This window comes from Malacoplasma muris (genome assembly GCF_046774425.1).
In the GTDB taxonomy this organism is placed as follows: Bacteria; Bacillota_I; Bacilli_A; order Mycoplasmatales; family Mycoplasmoidaceae; genus Malacoplasma; species Malacoplasma muris.
On record NZ_CP177248.1, the window covers coordinates 210,093 to 234,129 of the forward strand.

The 24,037-nt window shown below is 24.4% G+C and carries 22 protein-coding genes and 3 tRNA genes; 22 read left to right on the plus strand and 3 right to left on the minus strand.

Features of this window, described 5'->3' with window-relative positions; translation table 4 throughout:
* Window positions 1-74 precede the first annotated feature (74 nt).
* From sufC to ACLFO7_RS00945, 18 genes are all read left to right on the plus strand, one after another.
* Entirely contained in the window at window positions 75-824 is a 750-nt protein-coding gene (gene sufC, locus ACLFO7_RS00860; RefSeq protein ID WP_412032465.1) for a Fe-S cluster assembly ATPase SufC, read from the plus strand.
* Window positions 824-1,438, plus strand: coding sequence for a SufD family Fe-S cluster assembly protein (locus ACLFO7_RS00865; RefSeq protein ID WP_412032466.1), 615 nt, complete (start codon window positions 824-826; stop codon window positions 1,436-1,438). The genes sufC and ACLFO7_RS00865 overlap by 1 nt, the downstream gene beginning before the upstream one ends.
* A 4-nt stretch (window positions 1,439-1,442) precedes the next feature.
* Entirely contained in the window at window positions 1,443-2,657 is a 1,215-nt protein-coding gene (locus tag ACLFO7_RS00870; RefSeq protein ID WP_412032467.1) for an aminotransferase class V-fold PLP-dependent enzyme, read from the plus strand.
* Window positions 2,644-3,084, plus strand: coding sequence for an iron-sulfur cluster assembly scaffold protein (locus tag ACLFO7_RS00875; protein WP_412032468.1), 441 nt, complete (start codon window positions 2,644-2,646; stop codon window positions 3,082-3,084). Before ACLFO7_RS00870 ends, ACLFO7_RS00875 begins: the two co-directional genes overlap by 14 nt.
* 14 nt (window positions 3,085-3,098) lie before the next feature.
* Entirely contained in the window at window positions 3,099-4,496 is a 1,398-nt protein-coding gene (gene sufB / locus ACLFO7_RS00880; RefSeq protein WP_412032469.1) for a Fe-S cluster assembly protein SufB, read from the plus strand.
* A 24-nt stretch (window positions 4,497-4,520) separates the two neighbouring features.
* A tRNA-Arg gene (locus ACLFO7_RS00885) sits at window positions 4,521-4,596 on the plus strand.
* Window positions 4,597-4,659: 63 nt separating this feature from the next.
* Window positions 4,660-5,094 (plus strand): hypothetical protein, encoded by a 435-nt coding sequence (locus ACLFO7_RS00890; protein WP_412032470.1) that lies wholly within the window; start codon window positions 4,660-4,662, stop codon window positions 5,092-5,094.
* A 41-nt stretch (window positions 5,095-5,135) separates the two neighbouring features.
* Window positions 5,136-5,354, plus strand: a complete 219-nt coding sequence (locus ACLFO7_RS00895) for a hypothetical protein (RefSeq protein ID WP_412032471.1) — start codon at window positions 5,136-5,138, stop codon at window positions 5,352-5,354.
* A 195-nt stretch (window positions 5,355-5,549) separates the two neighbouring features.
* Window positions 5,550-8,129 (plus strand): P116 family lipid acquisition surface protein, encoded by a 2,580-nt coding sequence (locus ACLFO7_RS00900; protein WP_412032472.1) that lies wholly within the window; start codon window positions 5,550-5,552, stop codon window positions 8,127-8,129.
* A 215-nt stretch (window positions 8,130-8,344) separates the two neighbouring features.
* A complete protein-coding gene (locus ACLFO7_RS00905; RefSeq protein WP_412032473.1) occupies window positions 8,345-8,944 on the plus strand; it encodes a DJ-1/PfpI family protein in 600 nt (199 codons plus the stop codon).
* A 69-nt stretch (window positions 8,945-9,013) separates the two neighbouring features.
* A complete protein-coding gene (gene hrcA / locus ACLFO7_RS00910) occupies window positions 9,014-10,033 on the plus strand; it encodes a heat-inducible transcriptional repressor HrcA (RefSeq protein ID WP_412032474.1) in 1,020 nt (339 codons plus the stop codon).
* Between the two features lie 78 nt (window positions 10,034-10,111).
* The gene (gene nusA / locus ACLFO7_RS00915) at window positions 10,112-11,911 is read left to right on the plus strand and encodes a transcription termination factor NusA (RefSeq protein ID WP_412032475.1); all 1,800 of its coding nucleotides are present in this window, start codon (window positions 10,112-10,114) and stop codon (window positions 11,909-11,911) included.
* Window positions 11,901-12,179 (plus strand): hypothetical protein, encoded by a 279-nt coding sequence (locus ACLFO7_RS00920; RefSeq protein ID WP_412032476.1) that lies wholly within the window; start codon window positions 11,901-11,903, stop codon window positions 12,177-12,179. Before nusA ends, ACLFO7_RS00920 begins: the two co-directional genes overlap by 11 nt.
* 3 nt (window positions 12,180-12,182) lie before the next feature.
* Complete coding sequence (gene infB / locus ACLFO7_RS00925) at window positions 12,183-14,033, plus strand: translation initiation factor IF-2 (RefSeq protein ID WP_412032477.1); 1,851 nt, start codon at window positions 12,183-12,185, stop codon at window positions 14,031-14,033.
* The gene (gene rbfA, locus ACLFO7_RS00930) at window positions 14,026-14,385 is read left to right on the plus strand and encodes a 30S ribosome-binding factor RbfA (RefSeq protein WP_412032478.1); all 360 of its coding nucleotides are present in this window, start codon (window positions 14,026-14,028) and stop codon (window positions 14,383-14,385) included. The genes infB and rbfA overlap by 8 nt, the downstream gene beginning before the upstream one ends.
* Window positions 14,378-15,142, plus strand: coding sequence for a hypothetical protein (locus ACLFO7_RS00935; protein ID WP_412032479.1), 765 nt, complete (start codon window positions 14,378-14,380; stop codon window positions 15,140-15,142). Before rbfA ends, ACLFO7_RS00935 begins: the two co-directional genes overlap by 8 nt.
* A 195-nt stretch (window positions 15,143-15,337) precedes the next feature.
* Entirely contained in the window at window positions 15,338-16,600 is a 1,263-nt protein-coding gene (locus tag ACLFO7_RS00940) for an amidohydrolase family protein (RefSeq protein WP_412032480.1), read from the plus strand.
* Between the two features lie 276 nt (window positions 16,601-16,876).
* On the plus strand, window positions 16,877-18,703 hold the full coding sequence (locus ACLFO7_RS00945) for a hypothetical protein (RefSeq protein ID WP_412032481.1): 1,827 nt from the start codon (window positions 16,877-16,879) through the stop codon (window positions 18,701-18,703).
* A gap of 62 nt (window positions 18,704-18,765) precedes the next feature.
* On the opposite strand, the gene ACLFO7_RS00950 is transcribed toward ACLFO7_RS00945, so the two are convergent.
* The 3 genes from ACLFO7_RS00950 to ACLFO7_RS00960 all read right to left on the minus strand — a co-directional run bounded on the left by ACLFO7_RS00950 (window position 18,766) and on the right by ACLFO7_RS00960 (window position 19,997).
* On the minus strand, window positions 18,766-19,689 hold the full coding sequence (locus tag ACLFO7_RS00950) for a phosphotransferase (RefSeq protein ID WP_412032482.1): 924 nt from the start codon (window positions 19,687-19,689) through the stop codon (window positions 18,766-18,768).
* Window positions 19,690-19,837: 148 nt separating this feature from the next.
* Window positions 19,838-19,913: transfer RNA gene (locus ACLFO7_RS00955), tRNA-Ala, on the minus strand.
* 7 nt (window positions 19,914-19,920) lie between these two features.
* Window positions 19,921-19,997: transfer RNA gene (locus ACLFO7_RS00960), tRNA-Ile, on the minus strand.
* 221 nt (window positions 19,998-20,218) lie between these two features.
* Here ACLFO7_RS00960 and ACLFO7_RS00965 point away from each other — a divergent pair.
* The 4 genes from ACLFO7_RS00965 to ACLFO7_RS00980 all read left to right on the plus strand — a co-directional run bounded on the left by ACLFO7_RS00965 (window position 20,219) and on the right by ACLFO7_RS00980 (window position 24,034).
* Window positions 20,219-21,796, plus strand: a complete 1,578-nt coding sequence (locus ACLFO7_RS00965; protein WP_412032483.1) for an IgG-blocking protein M — start codon at window positions 20,219-20,221, stop codon at window positions 21,794-21,796.
* Between the two features lie 202 nt (window positions 21,797-21,998).
* Complete coding sequence (locus ACLFO7_RS00970) at window positions 21,999-22,460, plus strand: GNAT family N-acetyltransferase (protein WP_412032484.1); 462 nt, start codon at window positions 21,999-22,001, stop codon at window positions 22,458-22,460.
* 149 nt (window positions 22,461-22,609) lie between these two features.
* A complete protein-coding gene (locus ACLFO7_RS00975) occupies window positions 22,610-23,008 on the plus strand; it encodes a hypothetical protein (RefSeq protein ID WP_412032485.1) in 399 nt (132 codons plus the stop codon).
* Between the two features lie 153 nt (window positions 23,009-23,161).
* Complete coding sequence (locus tag ACLFO7_RS00980) at window positions 23,162-24,034, plus strand: DegV family protein (RefSeq protein ID WP_412032486.1); 873 nt, start codon at window positions 23,162-23,164, stop codon at window positions 24,032-24,034.
* Window positions 24,035-24,037 lie beyond the last annotated feature (3 nt).

The window sequence follows — 24,037 nt, forward strand, 5'->3', positions numbered from 1 at the left end:
GACAAAGAATATGATGCAGCATATTTTCTTTATATAAGAAATAGCTGTATCTTTTTTTATTTATGGGGTTTTAAATGAAAAAAATAACTATTAAAAATTTATCTGCATCAATAAATGAAAAAGAAATTTTAAAAGATATATCAATTGAATTTGGGCAGGGAGAAATTATTGCAATAATTGGACCTAATGGACACGGTAAGTCAACCTTTGTCAAATCACTAACACATCACTATTTGGTTGAAATCACAAAGGGAAAAATAAAAATAGATAATAAAGATATTAGTGATCTTTCAACTGATGAAATTTCAAGGTTGGGTTTGTTTTTGGCGCCTCAGCATTCTGAAGAAATACCAGGTGTTTTAATGGTTGATTATTTAAAATCAATAATAAATGTAAGAAGAGAGAAAAAAATAACATTACCTGAATTTTATAAATTAATTGAAACTAATTTAAGTGAACTACAAATGAATAGGGAATTTTTGCATAGATTTGTAAATCATGGATTTAGTGGAGGAGAAAAAAAGAAATGTGAAATTTTGCAAATGAAACTAGCTAATCCAGATTTTGCAATTTTGGATGAAATTGATTCAGGATTAGATGTTGATTCATTAAGAATAATTATCAATCAAATTAAAGAGTGACATAACAAAAATAGAACATTATTAATAATATCTCATCATGAAAATTTATTTAGAGAAATAAAGCCTACAAAAGTTGTTGTTATTTATAACGGAAAAATAGGAAAAATAGGTGGTTATGAAATTTTAGAACGAGTTTATAAAGATGGATATGGTTGAATCAGCAAGGAAATAGGTAAACCATAATGAATAACATTATTTTTTTAGAAAATCATGACTTTAACAAAACTATCAAAGTTAATAGTAATAAAAATGCAAATTTATATATAATTGATACTTTAGAGAAGGAAACAAATTTAAAAATAGAAGTTTATGTAGAAAATAATGCAAATGTTGATATTATTATTTCCTCTTTAAATAAAAAAAAGTTTTATAAAAAATACAATGTAATTATTCATCATTTAGGAAATAATTCTATCAGTACTTGTCAAGTTTTTGGAGTTAATAATGATAATTCTCATACTCTTTTTGATCTTGAAGCAATTATAAAGGATAATTCTGTTGGAAATTACTGTGAACAATCAATCAAAGGTGTGCTTTTATCTGACGAGTCAAAAATTGAAGGAAAACCTAATTTAATAATTAATACAAACAATATTAAAGCAAAACATGCATTAGCAATAGGAAGATTAAATCCTGCTCATATTTATTATTTACAAAATAAAGGAATATCTAAATCTGATGCAATAAAATTAATTTTAACTAGCTATTTTAATGTTATTTTATATAAATTAGACAATGAAAAAGATAGACAAAAAGTTATTGATAAAATTTATAAAGAAATTGGTGATATAGGGTAATTTTATGAGTAATATTAGAAAAGACTTTGAGTGATTTAATCAAAACCCTAACATGGTTTATTTAGATAGTGCTGCTACTTCATTAAAACCAAAACAAGTTATTTTGAAAACAAGTGAGTATATTAATAATGATTGTACAAATCCACATAATACTGATTCATTATTTTCATATAAAGTTTATAGTGTCATAGAGGAAACAAGAAAATTATTAGCTCAATATATTAATGGTAATTATAAAGAAATAATTTTTACTCCAAGTGCTACGTTTTCTTTGAATATGATTGCTGATTCATTGGAAGAATATTTAAATGCAAATGATGAAGTTTTAATAACAAATGCTGAACATGCTTCAAATATTTTGCCATGACTGAAACTGAAGGAAAGAAAAAATATTAAATTAATATTTGCAGATTCTAAAATTAAAAATATTTCTCCTGAAGAACATGATATTTTAAATAAAATAACTAATAGAACAAAAATTGTTTCTTTTGCAAATGGAACAAATTTAATTGGAACAAAAATAGATGCTGAAAAGCTTTCAAAGTTAATAAAAGAAAAAAAGTCAGATGTAATAGTAATAGTTGATGCCACACAATATCTTTCTCATTCTAAAATGGATGTTAAAAATTCATCTATAGATGTTGTTGTTGGTTCTGCACACAAAATGTTTGGGCCTACAGGTATTGGTTTTATGTATGTAAAAGAGTCTTTATTAAATAAAATTAATTCTCAAGTAGTTGGTGGGGGAATGAATCATGTAATAACAAGAGATCATTTTGAAGCCAATGATGGCTTTTCAAAATTTGAAGCAGGAACTCCAAATGTGGCAGGTATATATGGATGAAATGCAGCATTAAAATATTATAATCAATTAGATCTTTGTAATTTAAGAGACAATATTTATAAACTTAAAAAATATTTAGATGACAATTTGTCAGAAATAAAAGGAATCAAAATTTATAATAAAGGAATAGATTCTTTCATTACAATTTTTTCTTATGAAAATGTTTTTAGTCAGGATTTAGCAGGCTTTTTAGGTTCAAAAAATATTATTGTTAGAAGTGGACTGTCATGTGCAAAACTTACATATGAAATAATAAATTATGAACATGTTGTTAGAGTGTCAATGCATTTTTATACAACAAAAGAAGATATAGATAAATTACTTAATGTTTTAAAGAATTATAAAAAAGGAGATGAGATAGATGCCATCATTTAATAATGATCCAATAATTATTAGACAAATGATTATTGAAAGATATGAATCACCTATTTATAAAATTGAAAATGATGATATAAAATCAGTTAAAGGTTATAGTAGTTATAATCATAAATCAGATTCATGCATTGATAATATTACAGTATATTTAAAAATGGAAAATGATTTTGTAGTAGATGCTAGATTTTCAGGTATTGGATGTGCTATAAGTACATCATCTACTGATATTTTATGTGAAATCATTATTGGAAAAAATAAGAATCAAATTATTTCTATTTTAGATAATTATTACAATATGATTAATCAAGAGGAATACAATTTAGAAGAAATTAAAGAATTGTATATTTTTCAAAATGTTGGTAATCAAATAAATAGAGTAAAATGTGCTTTAGTTGGTGTTAATTCAATTAAAAATATACTAATTTAAAAAAAGGATTGATAATGATAAAAAAGAAAGATATTAATACAAAATATGAATATGGATTTTCTGATAAAGATAATGCAATAATAAAATTTAACAAAGGTCTTAATGAAGAAGTTATTAGAAATATTTCTAAAATTAAAAATGAGCCAAAATGAATGTTAGACATAAGATTAGAAGGCTATCGTAATTTTTTAAAATTAAGTAATCCAAAATGAGGACCTAGTTTAGAATTCATAAATTTTGATGATTATATTTATTACAATAGTTCAAATAAAAAAAGTGAAAAAGATTGAGAGAAAGTACCAGTTGAAATTAAAAATACTTTTAAAAAACTTGGTATCCCAGAAGCTGAAGCTAAATTTTTAAATGGTGTAAGTGCACAATATGATTCAGAAATAGTTTATAAAAAATTGCAATCTGATTTAGAAAAAAAAGGTGTTATTTTTACAAATGTAGAAACAGCAGTTTTAAAATATCCAGATCTTGTTAAAAAATACTTTGGTAAATTAGTTTCTTCAAATGATAATAAATATGCAGCTTTAAATACAGCTGTTTGATCTGGAGGATCATTTATTTATGTTCCAAAAGATGTTATTTTAGAAAAACCTTTACAAGCATATTTTAGAATAAATGGATTGGCAACTGGTCAATTTGAAAGAACATTAATAATAATAGAAGAAGGAGCAAAAGTTCATTATGTTGAAGGATGTACAGCACCAATATATAGTGAAAATAATTTACATGCAGCTGTTGTTGAATGCTTTGTACATAAAAAAGCAAATTTAAGATATACAACAATACAAAATTGATCTAAGAATGTCTTAAATTTAGTTACAAAAAGAGCAAAAGTTTATGAACATGCAAATATGTCATGAATTGATGGAAATATAGGTGCAGGCATTAATATGAAATATCCTTCAAGTATTCTTTGTGAAAAATATGCAAGTAGTGATTGTATTTCAATTGCAGTTGCTTCAAAGGGTGTTATTCAAGATGCAGGAGCAAAAATGATTCATTTAGCCCCTTATACTAAATCTAAAATAATATCAAAATCTGTTTCTTTGAATGGTGGTGACACAAGATATAGAGGGTTAGTAAAAATCACAAAAGATGCAATTCATTCTCATGCTAGTGTTGAATGTGATACACTAATTCTGGATTCAATATCAAGAAGTGATACTGTACCATTAGAAATGATTTCAAATAAACTTTCTTTTCTTGAACATGAAGCAAAAGTTTCAAACATAAGTGAAGAACAGTTATATTATTTAATGAGTAAGGGTTTAAGTAAGGATGAAGCAGAATATTTGATTGTATTAGGGTTTTTAGAACCTTTTGCTAAAGAATTACCAATGGAATATGCAATTGAATTAAATCGTTTGGTAAAATTGGATATGGAAGGTTCAGTTGGTTAAAGAATTTTATACTTTTTCCTCTTTGTCCTTGTAGCTCAATTGGTAGAGCATTTGTCTTCGGAACAAAGGGTTGTAGGTTCAAATCCTATCAAGGGCGCCATTTAATATTAAGTGCTTATTAGTAACTATTTCGCTAATAAGCATTTTTTGAAAGGGGTATAAAATGACTGATTTAGAAAAAGAATTTAATTTAAATATGGACAAAGCAATTAATAATTTCCAATATGTGTATCCTACATATCAAGATAAATTATTTTTTTTAAAAGAACTTAAAAATAATCCTAATTTATTAGATTCTCATAAGCATAAAAATTTATTAGAAGAATCAATGTATTTATTAGTGAAAAATGCAAAAGTGACTGAAACTAGAAAAATGCAACAAAAATTGATTTTGCCAATTCTTACAAAATTATTTCAACATGCACCAGTTAGTCAAGTTAGTAAGGAATTTGAACAAGATCAAAAAGCATTTGCAATTTTTTGTATAACTGCTTTGTCTTTTAAATTTGAAAATACAATGAAAGATCATGGTGAAACTCACCACAAAAATATAATTGAAGTATTGGAAAAATATACTTCAGAATTATCAAATTTATAGTGTAATATTAAATGGTATATAAAAGAAAGGAGAACAAACAAATGAAAAAGATTAGTACAATATTAATGGTTATATTATGAACTTTAACTGCTTTATCAATTTTAGCTGTTGGTGTTTATAACATTGTAGATAATAATCAAGCTTGTTTATGAGCATGATTCTTACCTGCTATTATAGCAGTTGTTTCAATTGGATATACAGCAATTCACTTTGTTGTAAAATCAACTTTAAACAAAAAAGCAATGTTACAAAACAATTAATTAAAAACAAAAAGATTGCAAAATATTTTGCAATCTTTTTTATTTTCTAATATAACTATACTATTACTTTTTGTTATACAAAAAAAGTAATTTATGTTAATAATGTTTGATATAATTTTTATTACACTTCCAAAAATGGTAAAATATATATTTATAGGGGGATTATTTTTATAAACTAAAAATAATAATTAATATATGAGACCTATTAAAAAATTATTTTCTTCTATTTCAATTTTAACTTTTTTATCAATGGCTGTTGTTCCAGTTTTTTCATGTTCAAATTCTATAAACTCAAAAGATAATCAAAATGGTGGTGATTTGAATTTGGATCAATCAGAGCTTGATGATTCAAAAGGAATTTTAGATAGTAGAATCTCTGAATATTTATTGAATATTAAAAAAATTAAATACACAGAAATTGAATCTAACATATTTGGATTTGATATGTATAAAGAAGACTTTTTAAGATATTTTAATCCTTTTACTGCTGTAGCTTTAACAAATGCAAATAAAGATTACTTAAAATTAGATGTTTATTCACTATTGGAAAGAATATATAAATCAAGTGATTCAAAAATTGATTTAAGTATTACTAAAGAAAATATTAATTATGATGCTACAAATGATAGTATTTCTATTGATTTTGAAATAACTATATCAAATACAAATAAGCTAGCAAGATATTTTGTTGTAAATAATAAAGAATTTTTTGTTACTCCATTTACTACTAGAGTATTAAAAATAAAAGCCCCAATGCAAAAATTAACATATACAATAAATTATGATGCTTCAACAAAAAGAAATTATTTGCAGTGATTATGTGAAAATGTTTCTTTTCAAGTTGATGATAAAATATTTGATGTAAAAGACTTTGCATTTAATTTAAAAAAATCATATGCAATACCTTATTTTGTAAAAAATATATTTGTTGAAAATCAAAATTATATTAATGAAAGCAAATTTGATTTAAAAAAATTAACTTCTGAACAAGTTAAACAAGATATTGCAAATCATTTTATAACAACTAGAGAATCTATTTTGAAGTACATTGGTTATGCTCATCCAATATTGCAAGAAATTGTAAAGAATGAATCTCTTGATAAAACTATTAAAACACTTGCTCCAACTATAGCAAATATTTTAGTGGAAAGTAAATTAATAGATCAAACACTTGTTCCATTTGTTGTAGATTTATTATCTAATGAAAAAGGTATATTAACAATTTTCAATGAGCAAAAAGAAGTTTTTACAAACTATATTTCAAAATTTTTAAAAGATTCAAGTATTCCAATAGAGTCAATTAATGAAATTTTAAAAGATCTTTCTCCATCAATGACTGATGAAAAAAAGGAAATGTTTTTAAATTTAATTAAAAGTGATTTTATACCAACACAATATCAAGCAATTCTTATAAGTATTTCACAACTTGTATTTAATGATTCTAATATTTTGAATTTAATTGATGCAATTTTTGGTGAATTAAATGAACAAGTTCAAGGTTTACTTCCACAAACTGAATTAATTAAATCTATTTTTAGTTTTTTAAAATTTGCCTTTACAAAAAATCAAGATGGTACATATGAAAATACTTTGCAATTATTATTTAAGGATAAGAATTTTGTTGCTAGTATATTAAAAAATATTCTTCCAATTTTTGGTATGGATGGATATGAAAAAATGATTGATCAAATCTATACAAACAATAATAATTTTAATATTACTAAATTTACAAATTTATTAAACACATCAATAATTCCTTTTGCTGAATTTTTAGCTACTAAAGAAAATTATGAAATAGTTAGTCAATTTGTTACTCAAGATAATAATGATGTGTATTCATATAATAAAAGCACTCAGCAAGTAACTTATAAATATCAATTGAATTTTATCTTTAAAAAAGAGTTTAGATTAGAATTGCAACCATTCTATAATATATTGCCACCAAATATGGATGTTAATGGTACTAATGTTCCAATTTCTATTATATTAGGTGTTGATGTATTGCCTTACTTTTTTACATTTGGAGTAAATGACTCTTTAGATATGTTGTTTAGTGCTAATAATAATTATTTATATTTAACACCAATTCAAGAATTGGATCATTATGTTTTTAATTACACAATACCATATACTGTTGATTTTAAATTAAATATGCCTTCAGGTTTTGATAAGATGTTTAGAGAATATGATGAAAAGGTTTTTGGATGAGATTGAGGTTTAGATACTATTCCTTGGGGATTTATTACATCTTTTTCTTATTCCTTCTTGTTTCCTTCATATACTCTTTCAGGCAGTTTAAACACAACTCATTCTAATTGATTAAATTATAATTATTTACCTTCACTTCCATCTTTAGATTTGACATTTAAATGAAATGAACTAACTGATGCTCAAATACAATCTTTGTATACATTTATTGAATCAACAGATTCTAATACTTATGTAGTTCACAATAAAAGAGGAAAAGAAAGAACATTCACTGGTAAAAAACCTATTTTAATAGAAAGCAAAAGAGAAGAACTTCAAAATATGATGTTTACTATTGGAGAAGGATTTAAATCACTACCAAGTAATATGCAACCTGTGATTTCAATTAATCCAACAGTTGATGGAAAAATTGTTTATACTGGAAGTCTTGATCAAGGTGTTAATATAAAAATAATGGAAATATCAGTTTATTTTCCAAATCCAAGAATTATAGATTTAAATAATTCAAATATTGATACAAATACATTTGTTTATCAAAATATGTATAAAAAAACTTTCTCATTCTAGAGTATTTTTTAAATATAAACTTATAATTCATTTTGATTATAAGTTTTTTATTTTATTAAATTTGTAGAACATGTTAATTTTTCTATATTTTTACTTTATAAATTACTGTTTAAAGTTGTTTTAACAGATTTTTGAATTTTAAAAAATACCCCTCTAAACTATTAATTACATACTATATAGTTTATAATTATGGTATGAATTTAAGTGGGGTTTGTATGACAATTGAAGAAAATGAAAAAAAAATTGCTGTTTCTAATGTAAGAATAGCAATAATGGTAGCAAATGAAAGTGAAGATATTGAAGTCTTGGCGCCTTATGATCTCTGAAGAAGAGCAGGTTTAATTGTAGAATTGGTTTCTGTAGAGAAAAAAAATACAATTATATTACAGTCTGGAGCTAAGATGTATTGTAATAGTATTATTGAAAGAACAAATTTAGATCAATTTCATGCAATTTATCTGCCAGGTGGTAGAGGTCATACAAAGTTTTTAGAAGAAAAATATTCTTCTGATAAACTTATAAAAACACTAAGAAAATTCGCAAATGAACAAAATAAATGGTTGCTTGCTATGTGTGCATCGCCTTCTATTTTGGGCATTTTAAGTGTGTTGGGTAATTCAAAAGCAACCGCTTATCCAGGGTTTGAAAAATCTCTTGGAAAAAATTATGTTGATGAAGGTGTTGTTGCAAGCGGCAATGTGATAACAGGCAAATCTGTCGCCTATGCAATAGAGTTTTCATTACTTGTTATAGAAAAATTGTTAGATAAAAAAACAAGAAATTCTGTAGCTAAAGAAATTTTATATGTAAAATAAAATCTGATTTCTTGTAAAATATAAGTTGAATTATTCAACTTATATTTTATTTTATTATTGGAGCTTTTTATGGAAATTACGAATAGACAAAAAGAGTTGTTGAAATATATTATTGAAGAATATATTGAAACAGCACAACCTGTTGGAAGTAAAATTATTATAGAAAAGTATATGAAAAACATTTCAGGTGCTACTGTAAGAAATGAAATGGCTTTACTTGAAACATTAGGTTTTCTTGAAAAAAATCATACATCATCTGGTAGAGTTCCATCAACAAAAGCATACAAACTTTATGATAAAGAATTTTCAATATCATTAATTGATGAAAATATTAAATATAAATTGAGACAAATATTTGAAAATAGGAAAAAATCAATTGATTTAATTATTGATGAGAGTTGTAAAGTCATTAGCGAATCAATGCAATTACCATTAGTAACAATAGAGAGAAATAAAGATGTTTCACTAAAAAGAGTTGATTTAATTAAAATAGGCGAAAATACAGCATTAATGATTGTTATTTTATCTAATGGTGAATTAACTAAAAATATTATTGAAATAAATGATAAATCTGTATTATCTGATTTATCTATTTGTATAAGAATATTTAATGATAGATTAATTGATTGCAAAATTAGTGAATTAAATGAAAGACTTGATATAGTTAAAAAGCTAATTAGAGAGAAAGTGCAATCATATGAATTTATTATGCAAGAAGTTGTAGAAAGAATTTTTAACATTCAAAATAAAATTATTACAAATGTTGTTGGTTCATCATCTTTAATTAATTTTCCAGAGTTTAATAATCATGAAAAATTAAAAGAAGTTTTAGTGATGTTGGAAAATACATCTGTTTGAGAACAAATAGCCTTAAAGCAAGAGAAATCTCATGATGGTAAAACTTCAATTACATTTGGTGATGAATTAGGTCAATCAGATGATGTTGTTTTTGCAGCAACAGATATTGGTATTGATGATAATAAGACACAATTGGTTATGGTGTCTCCAACAAGAGTTGATTATTCTAAAATAAAAGGACTTTTAGAATTTGTTCGTGAAGAGTTCAAAAAAGTGTGAAATAAAAAATAATTTATGTATAATTAAGCATACAGTGAGTAAGGTCTTTTCAAGGATCTTACTCATTATTATTTTTATAGGAGTCTAAAAATGAGTATAAACATCTCAAAATTGTTTGATAATATTCAATCAATTGCAGAAGAAAAAGGAATTACTGCTCAACATGTTAGTGAACTATTAAAAGAATCAATCGAAAAAGCATATTCTAAAGAAAATCCTGATGTTAATGTTGAAGCAAGAATCAATTTGTCTAAAAAAACAATTAATTTAGTTGAAATTAAAAAAGTTGTTGAAAAATCTGAAGATGAAATTGATGATGATATTGAAATAAATTTATCTGATGTTATTAAATTGAAAAAAGATGCAAAAATAGGTGATGATTTTGAAATGGATGTAAGCATTAGCAATTTTGAAAGAAGAATGGCAATGCATATCTTACAAATATTTCAGCAAAAATTAAATGAAATAACAAATTTAAAGATTTATGAAAAGTGAAAAGATAAAGAAAATTTAGTAGTTTATGCTGAAGTTGAAAAAAATGATAATTTAAGAAATGCTGAAGTTAGATTAAATGATGATTTTGGTGTAGTTAATAAATCTGATCAAATACCAAATGAAAGACTAAATCCAGGCCAAAAATATTATTTTCTTATAAAAGAAGTTAAACAACAGTCAAAAAGTTGACCTATTATTCTTTCTAGAACTAGTCCATTATTAATTCAACATTTAATGGCAGCTAATGTTCCAGAAATTTTTGATGGAATTGTTAAAATGGAATTGATTGCAAGAGTTCCAGGTTATAAAACAAAAATTGCTGTTTCTTGTACAGACCCAAATATTGATCCAGTTGGTACTTGTGTTGGACGTTCTGGTAGTAGAATAATGGCTGTATCAAATCATGTTAATAAAGAAAAAATTGATATTTTTGCATATGATAGTGATCCTAAACAATTGATTGTGAATATGTGTTCTCCTGAAAGTATAGTTGGTTTAGAAATAACTGATGATCCTACTGAAAATAATCCTAATAATAAAATTGTAACAATTGTATGTCAAGATGAAGTTGTTGAAAAAATTATAGGTAAATCAGGAATTAATGTTAGATTAATGTCAATGTTAACTGGATGAAGTATTGATGTAATTTCATTAAAATTAGCAATTGAAGATCAAATAGAATATGAAGATGTAACTAATTTGAGTCCTTCTAAATATAATGCATATGTTAAAAGACAAACTAATAATGTTAATTTTAACAATGGAAAATCAAAATTTAAACCATTTAGTTCTTCTTCTTCACAAGGGTTTAATGATTTTGATTATGATATTGAAGAAATCGATAATTGGGGTTCAAAAGTTACTGAAGAAGATGTAGAAAATTTATTAAATAGTAGTTCAAAAGTTTCAAAGAAAAAGAAAAAAGTTGATGACGATGATGAAGAAGTTATTTTTGTAAGTGGAAATGAATCAACTGATGAATATGAGATATTAGAAGATAGTTTTAGTAATATTGATGTATCTAAAGAATCAAAAAACAAAACAACTAAAAAAACAAAAACTATATTGAATGATTTTTCATTTGATTCTATACCATCAAGCAAGAGTGATGATAATATAGAAAATAATGATTCAATTAAGACAAATCAACAAAAAGAATCACAATCAATTGATGAATTTTTTGATAGTTATGAAGAACCTTCTACAAAGAAGAAAACTAAAAAAGATTCTAAACAAAAATCTAATAAATCTCAAACTAATAGTCAGGACAAAAAAGATAAAAAGAAAATTAATGTTCTTGATGAATTTGATGTTAGTGAAGACGATTTTGATGATACAAATGATAACAATATTGATTTAGATAATATTAATATTGATGATGATTATGAAGAATAATATCTTTGTATATCCACAAAGAATGTGTTCTATCTCAAAGAAAAAATTCCCAGTTAATCAGTTAGTTAAAATTACATATTCTAAAAAAATGAATTATTTATTTATTAATGATAGTAAAATTAAGGGAAGGTCAGTATATTTTAAAGAAGAAAATATTTTAAAAATACCTTTAAAAAAATTTAATTCAATTATTTTTAATAAACTAAAAATAACTCCAAATAGTAATATGATTGATCAACTTAAAAAAATTTTTAACAAGGAGATTTAGCATATGAAAAAAAATAACAATAGTAAATTTAATAAAAATAATAATAAAAACGCTGATAATAGAAAAAATAATGATTTAAAATCACAATTAAAAAAAGTTGATGTTGGTATTCAAGATGGTGTTTTTATTTATGTTGAGCCATTAACAATAAATGAATTTGCTAAAAAAATAAATAGAGCAAGTTCTGAAATTATTAAATATTTTTTCATACAGGGAAAAGTTTTAAATTTGAATAGTGTCTTAACAGAAGAACAAATGGGTGAAGTGTGTCTTGAGTTAGGATATGACTTTAAAAAAGAAATTCAAATTAATGAGGATAATTTTTTAGATCATCTTTCAATTGATAAAAGTGATGATCTTGAAAAAAGACCTCCTATTATTACAATTATGGGACATGTAGATCATGGTAAAACTACATTACTTGATAGTATTAGAAACACAAATGTAGCAGATAATGAGGATGGTAGAATTACTCAAAATATTGGTGCTTATCAAGTTAAATGAAAAGATAATTTAATAACTTTTATTGATACACCTGGTCATGAAGCATTTAGTGCTATGAGAGCAAGGGGAGCTGATTTAACAGATATTATTATTCTTGTTGTAGCAGCAGATGATGGTTTAAAACCTCAAACTGAAGAAGCAATAGATCATGCTATTTTTGCTAAAGTTCCTATAATTATTTTTGTAAATAAAATTGATAAAATCCCAAACCCTAATCTAGATAAAATAATGTCTCAGCTTGCTGATAAAAATGTTTTAGTAGAAGAGTGGGGCGGTAATCACACTATGATTAAAGGAAGTGCACTTACAAAACAAGGTGTTGATAAATTATTAGAAGCTATTGTTTTACACTCTGAGTTATTAAGTTTAAAAGCAAATAACAACAAATTAGCATATGGAGTAACTATAGAAGCTCAACTTGATAAAGGAATGGGTCCAGTTGCAAGTCTATTAGTTCAAAATGGAACTTTAATGGTTGGAGATTATATTCTAGTTGGTGAATACTATGGAAAAATTAGAAGTATGGTTAACGACAAAGAAGAGCAAATAAAAGTTGCATTACCTTCAACACCTGTAAAAATATCTGGATTAAATGGTGTTCCAAAATCAGGTGATAAATGAGTTGTTGCAAAAGATGAAAAAACAATTAAAGATTTAGCAAATAAAAGACAGGTAAATGCTAATAAAAAAAGAACATCAAATTTAATAAAAATAGATGGAGAAGGAGAATCAAAGACAAAAGAACTTAATTTAATAATAAAAACAGATGTCTTTGGTTCACTTGAAGCATTAAAATCAACATTATCTAGTATAGAAGTTGATGGAGCAAAAATTAATATTATTAGAAGTTCTGTGGGTCAACCAAGTGAAACGGATATAAATTTTGCAAAAAGTGCAAATGCATTGATATTTTTATTTAAATTAAAACCAACACCTTCTATATTAGATATTGCTAAATCAAATAATATTGAAATAAAAACTTACAACATTATTTATGAAATAAAGGACGCAGTTGAAAAAATATTAAAAGGAACTTTAGATCCAATTTATGTAGAAGAAAAGATTGGAGAAGTTGAAGTTAGACAATTATGAACTCATTCATCAGTTGGTACAATTGCAGGATGTAAAGTTTTAACTGGTGAAATTGCAAGAAATGCTTTTATAAGGCTATTAAGAAAGAAAGAATTAATAGTAGAAAATAAGAAAATTTCTTCATTAAAACATGGTAAAGATACAATAAATAAAGTTGAAGCGGGTAAAGAGTGTGGTTTCACTGTTGATGGTTTTAATGATTTTGTAGTTGGTGATATTGTAGAAATATATAAAATGGTTGAAAAGAAACATGAGTAATTCTAGTAAGATAAAAATTTCAAGATATGAATCAACAATAAAAAAAATTTTAACTAATACAATTCATATAGAAATATATGATCCACTAATTAAACTTGCAACAATTGTTGATGTAAGATTAACAAATGACAAAAGTATTGCTAAAATATATATTAGTTGTTATGATAAAAATATTATTGATAAAATATTAAGTAAAATTAATGGAGCTAGTGGTTATTTTAGAACAATTCTTGCTAAAGAATTAAATTGAAGAAAAGCGCCTCAAGTTATTTTTGTAAAAGATAATACACAAGAGAAATTTGATGAAGTGCAAAATATCATCAATAGTTGAAAGGAGAAGTCAAATGGATAATAGAGATAAAACTTTAAATAATAATCCTAATAATGCTAGTTCAAATACTTCTACTACAAATAGTAATAGAGTTGATGAATTAACAAATTTGCCAAAAGTTAAGTCTTATGCAGAATCAAAATATGATAAATCTTCTCAAGAATCTAATGCAACATTTTTTGAAAAATTTGAAAGAACTAAAAAAGATTTAATTAGAGAGAAAAAACAAGGTAAATTAAAAGCTCAAAAATCTGTAAAATTAAAAAATAAAATCTTAGGTTTTGAAAACAAATTGAGAGATGATGAGTTTATTAAACATTCTTGAATTGCATTCATATCTTTTAGTGTATTTTTTATAGTATATGCTTCAATATGTTTAGGATTTTTGGCAACTTCTTTTAATGGAACAACTGATCCAAAATGATCTTTTGCTCAACATTATGGGGCTATGACAAAAACAATTGTAATTTTTTCATCAATTGTAATTATTCTTGTTCCAATGCCCTATATTTATTTAATGGGTATGTGATTTGTCGGTATAAATGGAGCACATAAGAGTAAAGGATTTTTTGTATCAAATTTCATTATTTTATTAATATCATTATTATTAATATTGTGTGTAATTCCAATGTCATCAGTTATTTTTGAAAAAGTGAACAATTTTGTTCCATTTGATATACCAGTTAGTGGTGGTGATAGTGGAACTGGAGAAGATACTGGTGGTGGAGAAGCAACTCAGTCTACTTTTAAATACATTAGTAGTTATTATCTAATTTAGTTTAATTAATCTTGGTTTTCCAAGATTTTTTTATTATTTTCAATAAAATTATTTATTTTTTCATTTTTTTAATAACTTAGTGTTTAATCAATTTTATATATTAGGTTATTGAAAGACACAAGTTAAAAAGTTATAATATTAATATCTTATGCAAATTAGCATATTAAATGATTGTAATGTGGGAGTTTAAAATATATGGTTACTTTATTAAAGAATTGTTTGTTATCAAATAATAAAAAAGTTGATATAGTAATTGACAATAATATTATTGCTCAAATAAGTGAAGAACCTATTTTAGTTGAAGAAGTAGATTATAGAATTGATCAAGTTTTTGATATTAGAAAAAATCTTGTTATGCCAGGAATAATTGATGGTTTTGCAAGAGTAAAAACTCTTTCATCATATGATCTAGCAAACTATACAACTGAATCAATTGCTTGTGCTCATGGTGGAATTACTACATTTATAGATATCCCTACAAATCCTATCAGTACAAACTATTTTAATGAAATAACTTCTAAAATTAATGAAGCAAATGAAAATTCTTTAGTAAATTTTGCATTTGCAGTTAATGCTTCTGATATATCTAATCAAAAAGATTTGATGAAAATTCAAGAATATGTTGTTGGAACAATTTTAACTTTAAATTCTAGAAATTTTAAAGAAAGAATATCAGACTCTATTGGACTACAAAAAATGATAGAAGCTTCTAAGATGATTTTGATTCACTTATCAGGAACTGATATTGATATCTTCTTTGATATTTGTCATGATAAAAATATTAGAATATTATTTTATGATATTACAAATGAATATGATTTGGAAAAAATACTTGCATATAAAGCAGAAGGATACAATATTAAAACTGCTACATCAATAATGTATTTATTGTTTAATAAAGATCATATTAATAGTGAATATAAACGAAAAACAATTACTACTGAATATAAATTGGGAACAATGTTAAATAATATACATTTGTGAAATGCTATTAAGAATGGAAAAATTGATATAATTACTTCATCTCACATGCCAGTTACTTTAATTGAAAAATTTGAATCTGAAAGACCAGGAATTCCAAATTTTGAAACCTTATTTTCAATTTTATTTGATAATTGTTATTTTAAAAGAATACCAATTACAATCTTGGAAAGATTGTTATGTAAAAATCCTGCAAAAGCATATGGTTTTAAAAATAAGGGAGAAATCAAAGTAGGTTATGATGCAGATTTGGTAGTAATTAATACTACTAAGAGATGATGAATTAAAAATGAAGATATTGTAAGTAGTGCAAGATGAACACCATTTAATGATTACAGAATTAGTGGAAGAGTTATGATGACATTTGTTAATGGAGAATTAGTTTATAATTTTATTAATCAAATGATGCCAATTAGAAATGTTAAATCTGCAAAACTTGTAGAATTTGATTACGAAACTATTTATAAAAACAATTAGTATTAAAAAAATATTTATATCTTTATGATATAAATATTTTTTTAATTTATATAAATATTAATATTTTTAAATATCTTTAATTTATTGTTATATAATAAAATTTTTTAGTATTTTTTTATCAAATTATTTTTTTAAAAATGCCTTATTTATTATTTTTATAAATTAGTTGATACATTTTTTTAATATGTTATTATAAATCCATAACTTCATTTTTATGAAGTTTATAAGTGCTTTATATAAGCATTTATTTATAAATAAATATTAAGGAGAAAAAATATGCCAAATCCCCCAAGAAGAAATGCCCAGGGATGTCCTGGTTTAATATATAGAATAGATTTTAGAGAACCAAGTGAAGTTTTTGAACAAGGTTTTCAACCATGAGGAAATAATAGAAATTTTTTCCAACATATTTTAGGTTATTCTTTAGGAGATGAAATTCCTGAAGAAAGAAGAACAGGAATTATTTCAGCTTCTGATTCACCTGATTCTAGTTTGAGATTTTTTGGAGGAATGTTAAATGAACCAGAAGATCCACTTGAATATTACTTATATGAAATTAGAGCTGATGAAAATGTTTATAGTGCTGAACGTACTGCAAGTTTTTATCATCAAAGAATTAGTACTGGTCAAATAGATTTTTCAGAAGGTGATTTAGAAACTGCAATAGATGCAGTAGATGCAATATTTAGAGAATTTGCATACCAAAGAGAGTGATTTAATGTAGGACCAATTCCAAGAGAAAGAATTAGATCAGCTTGAAGAGTTGACTCAGTGCCAATTTTGCCTAATCATATAAGACATCAAAGAAACACAGTTTACTATACACCTAGAATTAATGAACCTGAAATTTTAAATGAACATTATGTTGATGAAGATACATATGCAAACAATGCCCCATATACTGAAGGAGCAACATTAATTACACCTTCTACAGTAAGTGTTCCATCTCAATTAGTTGAATCTGATGCTACAGGTGGAGTTTCTGCATCTTTAGGATTTGCTTGTTCTTTAACTCCAGATTCACCTCATAGAAGTCCAAGATCTGATAATGGTAGTCAAAAACTTAAATGTTATTTTGACACAAAAAAAGTTACTCATGATTTAAAAGCTCAAAAATATCCAAAACCTGTAATATTAAGTGATGTATTTTCATCACAATTATTTTTAAGAGGAAGTAAGACAAAGTCTGAGTTTTTGCTAACATCAAGTGTTAATGAAAAATCAAATAATGTCGCAACTCTTGCTGATTTAGAAGAACTTCATAATGTTCCACTTTTTATCTATGATTGTTTTCAATGTATATCATGAAGTACAGATGAAATTGATTTTTCTTATGCATTAACACCAATTAAAATGGGTGATATACAAACTCATTATGATTTGCAATATACAGTTGCAACAACTAATAATCAACGTCAAAAGTGAAGATTAGAACCAGTACTTATAACTCCAGATGAATGTTTTTTCAGAATTAGAAATATAGATCTTCATGATTTTTGTATTAAAAGAGATTTAAAAACAAGTAAGTTATGAGTTAGACCTATTGATGAACAAGATGATCAATATTTTGAAGAACTTTATGTTGTAATTGCAGAAAATAAATGTGATACTTGTATTTTATTGCCTCAAAATTCTAAAACAAAACTAGTTGATATTTCTTTATCATGAGTTTATGATGGCTTAAATTATGTACCAAGACCTGAAAATAATACATCTATAGAAAAAGGACCACAAAAAAATGTATTTTTCTATGATTTAAAAACTTGCAAAATAATTTATATTAGCAATAATGTATATAAGAAAACAAGTATATATGCTTTATATAACAATAGAGATAATCGTTATTATAGATGAGATTGAGTTAAATGAGTAGCATCTGATTTGAAACCAGCATCAAATAGTAGATATAAATGATATTTCCAAAACGATAACTTTAAAACTAAAGATAAATTAAATTTCCGTAACATTAGATCATATTATAAAAATGACTATTTAAGAGTTGTTACTCAAGGTATGTCATGAGGTTCATTATATACTACATGATATGAATCTGACATTAGATCAATAGCAATTTTTAGAATTGATCAATTTGCAGATGTTTAATAATATATAATTAATAAAAATCCATTAACATAATGTTATAAATTTTTATGAAATCCTTAATATTATTGAGTTAAGTAATCTAAGTAATCATCAATTACTTTGATTACTTTTTTATTTTGCTCTAAATCAATTTTTCTTGATAACATTTCAAGCAAGTTTCCTAAATCTACCAATTTAATAAAAATATCCCAATTATCTGGCAAATTTTTATTTGCTATATCATTATATGAATCTTGAAAAATATTAATCAAAAATTTGTTAGAATATATTTCTTTTTCCCTAAAAAGTTGACCAATGTCTAAAAAAGAATAACAATATGAAGCAAATTCTCAGTCAATTATACAAGGAGATAAATCGTTTTTAATTAATATATTATTTGATTTAAAGTCACAATGACAAAATGATTTATACTCTTCAATTGTTGAAAAAAACTTTTTATAATAATTATCTAATCATTCAATTTTATTTTTTCTTTTATACCCTAATTGTTTAATGACATTATTTTTTGTTAAAAAAATTTTATATCAAGAGCTGAAATCAGGCACGTTTAACTTATTGTATTTATCTGATCTAATATTATGAATTATTGCTAAAGATTTTGCTATGTTAGAAAAAATTTCTTCGATATTTTGATTATTGATGTGCTTTTCATATTCAAAAAATGGAATAGATTCTAAAACATATTCATACACCAAAATGTTTAAATCTTTTGATTTTATAGCATAGAATAATTTTGGAACTGATACAGTTTCTTTAACAATCTTATAAATTTGAATTTCATTATTTATTGCTTTTTTAGTGTCAAAACATTTAATAAACAGTTTTTTATTGTTAATTGTTTTGATACTAAAACAAATATTTTTTCATCCATATTGTATTTTTTTTAATTCAAAAACTTTAATTTTATATTTCTCTAATGTTTTCAATAATTTTTCTATATCTATATTAAAAGTATCATTTTTGTTTTTTATTAAAATTTTATTCATACTAAATAATTATAAGCAATTATAAATGATTATTAATTATTAAATAAACATATTAAAACCATTAATTAGATAGTAAATAATAATTATTTTTATGATTTCATATAAAGAAAAAACCACATACAAAAAATGCATGTGGTTTATTTTTAAATGGTGGAGATGATGGGGGTCAAACCCACGACCTCCTGAGTGCAAATCAGGTGCTCTATCAATTGAGCTACATCCCCAAAATAATGGTGGAAGTAAATGGGCTCGAACCATCGACCTCACCCTTATCAGGGGTGTGCTCTAACCAACTGAGCTATACTTCCATAATTATTATTGTTTTACAACTTAATAATTATATTATATTAAACAAAAATTTTAAACATTTCTAATCTATATTATTTAATTTTGAAAAAAGCAAAAACTAATAAAAATAATTTATATATACATGTATTCATAAGTATCTTTTTATCCATTTGCTCTCATTGACTTTGGTAAAAATTGTAGTTACACTTAATACACTCATAATAAGGAGGTTCTAGTTATTATGACAAAATATAAAAAACTTGGATTATTGTTAAGTGGTGTTGTAGCATCAGCATTAACAGTTGGTGTTGCTATTCCACTAGCAACTAGTGCTATGAATAATAGTACAAGTATAAAACAAGAAGAAAATAATTCTGGATCAAATGATCAAGGATCAAATATCCAAAAACCAGTTGATCAAGAATCAGTAAATTTTACAACTAGACAAAATGTAGCTATAGGTGAAAACTTAACATTTACAGCTGATGTAAAATCTATTTCAAAATCAAATGTTAGTTTAAAATCTGCATCTACAGATGAAACTCAAGTGGGTTCTACAAAACAATTAACTACTGTTAGTGGCAAAAAACAAGATTATAGAGTAACAACAGAATTTGCAAATAATAGAAAATATATGCCAATTCTAGCATATGATGAAAATATAAGTTACAACAATTATTCGCAATCTAGAAGTTATAGCGATGCCAATAAAGAATTATTTCCTGGTTGAGACAGAGTTGAAGATAAAAATGCAACTCAAGGATTACAAACAAAAGTGAAATCTTCTGATGGAATGTATGTTTATAAGTTCATAGCAAACAAAACTTTAAAAGGTGCATTTCCAAACATTGAAGATCAAGAAATTACTTTTTTAGTAATTAATTTACAAGATGCTGGAAATCAAACTTCATCAACAGATTTTAAAACAAGATTTGAAAATGATTTGAAAAAAATTCAACCACAATTTGTAAGCATTTCAGGTGTTAATGATTGAAATAAGAGTATGATTCCTAATTTATCTATCGATAAAAATCTTAAAAAATTAACTATTTGAGATACTTGAGATACTTTAACAGATTTTAGTGGAATTAATATTCCAAATTCGGTAAAAGAATTAGAAATTAGAAGTAATTCTTTAAAAAATATTAATCCATTACAAATACCAAAAGATACTTCTATTATTCATGAAATGGGATTTGGTGCAACTTTCAATTGTATAGATTTAAGTTCTCAAGGAAAAATGGATGATGCAAAATTGCAAGAAGCAATTGATCTTGTTTATAAAACAAGAATTAAAGAGCGTGCTTTTCAATCAAATTTTGCAGGTGGTTACATTTATCAATGAAACTTAAGAAAAACAGGTTTAACATCATTTAACAATGTTACTGTTCCTATGCTTGAGGATGGAACTGGAAGATTCTATATTGCATATGTTGCAATTGAGTCAGATGCTGGTTCATCAAATTCAACAAGTAATGAAACAATAACTGATGGAAAAGAACCATCAAATGATGCTAATATTGGTGAATGATTTGATTGAAACGAAAATGGTTGAAGTAAAGTAGAAACTGTAATTGTTTCAGCAAAAGATGGCAAAGCTTTAGATTTTGATAAAACTGTTAAAGAAATTATTGGATTTATTAATAAATATCCAAATGTAAAAACAATTTATGTTCATAGTTTAACATTTACTGATACAACTAAAAAACCAGCTGATTTAAAAGAAGCAGTTAAACAAGCTTACACTGGATATCCAGAAAAAATTGATGCAATAACTTTTTCAGATAAATCTCCTGAAACACCAGTAGAAAATAAATAATATATTAATATATTGAAAATTCATAATCATTAATTTGATTATGAATTTTTTATTTTAATTTTCTGTTTTACTTCTATTTATATTGTTAAATACTTATAGACATTTATATTTTGATAAACTATATTTGTAATAATTTAATATAATAATTCTATGTAAATTTTATTTACAATAAATTTTGCAGATTTTAAACAGGTGATAAATTATGGCTACAATTGAAATACGTAATGTAACTCAAAATGAAAAAGAAGAAATTTTAAAACTTGCTAGAAATTTAGTTGAAGAATATGAAGATAAAAATTCTTTAAACTATAACCAAATGGTTGAAAAAATGAGAGCAGGAATAAATCAAAGAATTGTTGATTTTAAATCAATTTGATTTGATAGACAACTTGCTGGTTATTTTCATATTGGAAAAAAAGATGAACAAATTATTGAAGTTTATTTCTTATATGTTTATGAAAATTTTAGAAAAAAGCATATTGGATCTCAAGTTTTAGAACATGCTGTAATACAAGCATCTAATAGAAATAAGATTTTGCAAATACAAGTAAGTGAAAATAATGCATATGCTATTAAATTTTTAACAGAATTTGGTTTTAAAAAGACAAATTCAAATGACTCTAATGTTGTTGTATTTGAAGTGGATGCAAGAAAAAAGTTTTAATTTATATTCTAGAAAAAATATATATTGTATTAATTATCATTGACTTAAATGTCAATGATTTTTCTTTATATATTTATTTTTAGCACTCTAATTTGTAGAGTGCTAAAAATGGTGTTATAATACTTTATATAAAGAATGAGGTATTTATTATGAATGAAAAAATTTATGAATTAAAAATAAGAGAAAAAGAACTTGAGACTAAAATTATTGAATTAATTAAAAAAGACAATTTAAGCGAAGAAGAAAAGAATAATTTAACAGCTTTTCAAAATGAATTAAAGAATGTCAATAAAGAAATTAAAGAATTAAAAGAATCTATAGATAATTGATCATGCTCATACTCTTACACTTCTAAGAATGGAAAAATAGAAAAACATTTTTCTATAAATAATAAAGAAGTCTCAGAACAAGAATATAGAGAATTTGTTGTAAATAAAAATATGTTACAAAAAAAACAAAACCAATTTTTTTCACTTGGAAAAATGATTGATCATATATTTAATAACTATGATGAAAATGGATCATTTACGAGATTATTAAATTGATAATTAAAAATCTAAAATGCTCATATTAGAAGTATTTTAGATTTTTTAATACTATTAATTCTTCTCTTTATTACCATTTGTAATTTATATCTAATTATCTGGTTTTATATTGTAAAATATATTTAATTTTTAATTCTTATTTTTTAAGGATAGGTTATGGAAAAAATTAAATATGGATATATTGTTGATTCAGCTATTAGTATGAGTGATGAGGAATTAAAAGAACTTAACATAAATAAAGTATGTTTTGGAATTACAGATTCATTAAATAATGAGTATGAAGATGACAATAAAATTTTGACTACAGATGTTATTATGTCAAAGTTAAAAGAAGGTATAACTTTTAAATCTAATGCTGTTAGTCCTGGTAAAGTAATGGTTTGCCTTGAAGAGATGATTGATAAATATGAAAATATAATATTGTTTACAATCTCATCAGGTTTATCATCTTTTTATCAAAATGTTCAATATTTAACAGATGAGTATAAAGGTAAGTTTCATATAGTTGATACTGGTGAAATTGGTTATGGTATTAGAAACATTGTTTTAGAATCAAAAAAAATGTTGGAAAAAGAAAATAAATCTTTAGATGAAGTTTTGAAATATGCTAGAAAACAAAACAAATTGAATTATACAATGTTTACTTGTAGATCATGAGAACCTCTTAGAAAGAGTGGTAGAGCTCCAGCAATTTTAGCTAAGACATTTGATTTTTTTAAAACAAAACCTTTAATAAGATTTGAACTAAAAAATAAACTAGGTGGAATTGCAACAAGTTTTAAAAAGCAAGTGGGAAAAATGATAGCAACTTTTTTTAGCACTTTTAAAAATATATCTTTATCAAAGATTAAAACAATTGTTTTTTATAATAATAATGTTGATGAAGAAGAAGCAAAATATATTAGGGATGAAATAATAAAGAACTTTAATGTTGAAAAAAATAAGATTATTGAGTGTTTTGTTCCTAATTTAGTATTAATTTATACATCAAATCAATCATTTGGCATTCATATTCAAACAGAGGAATAATTG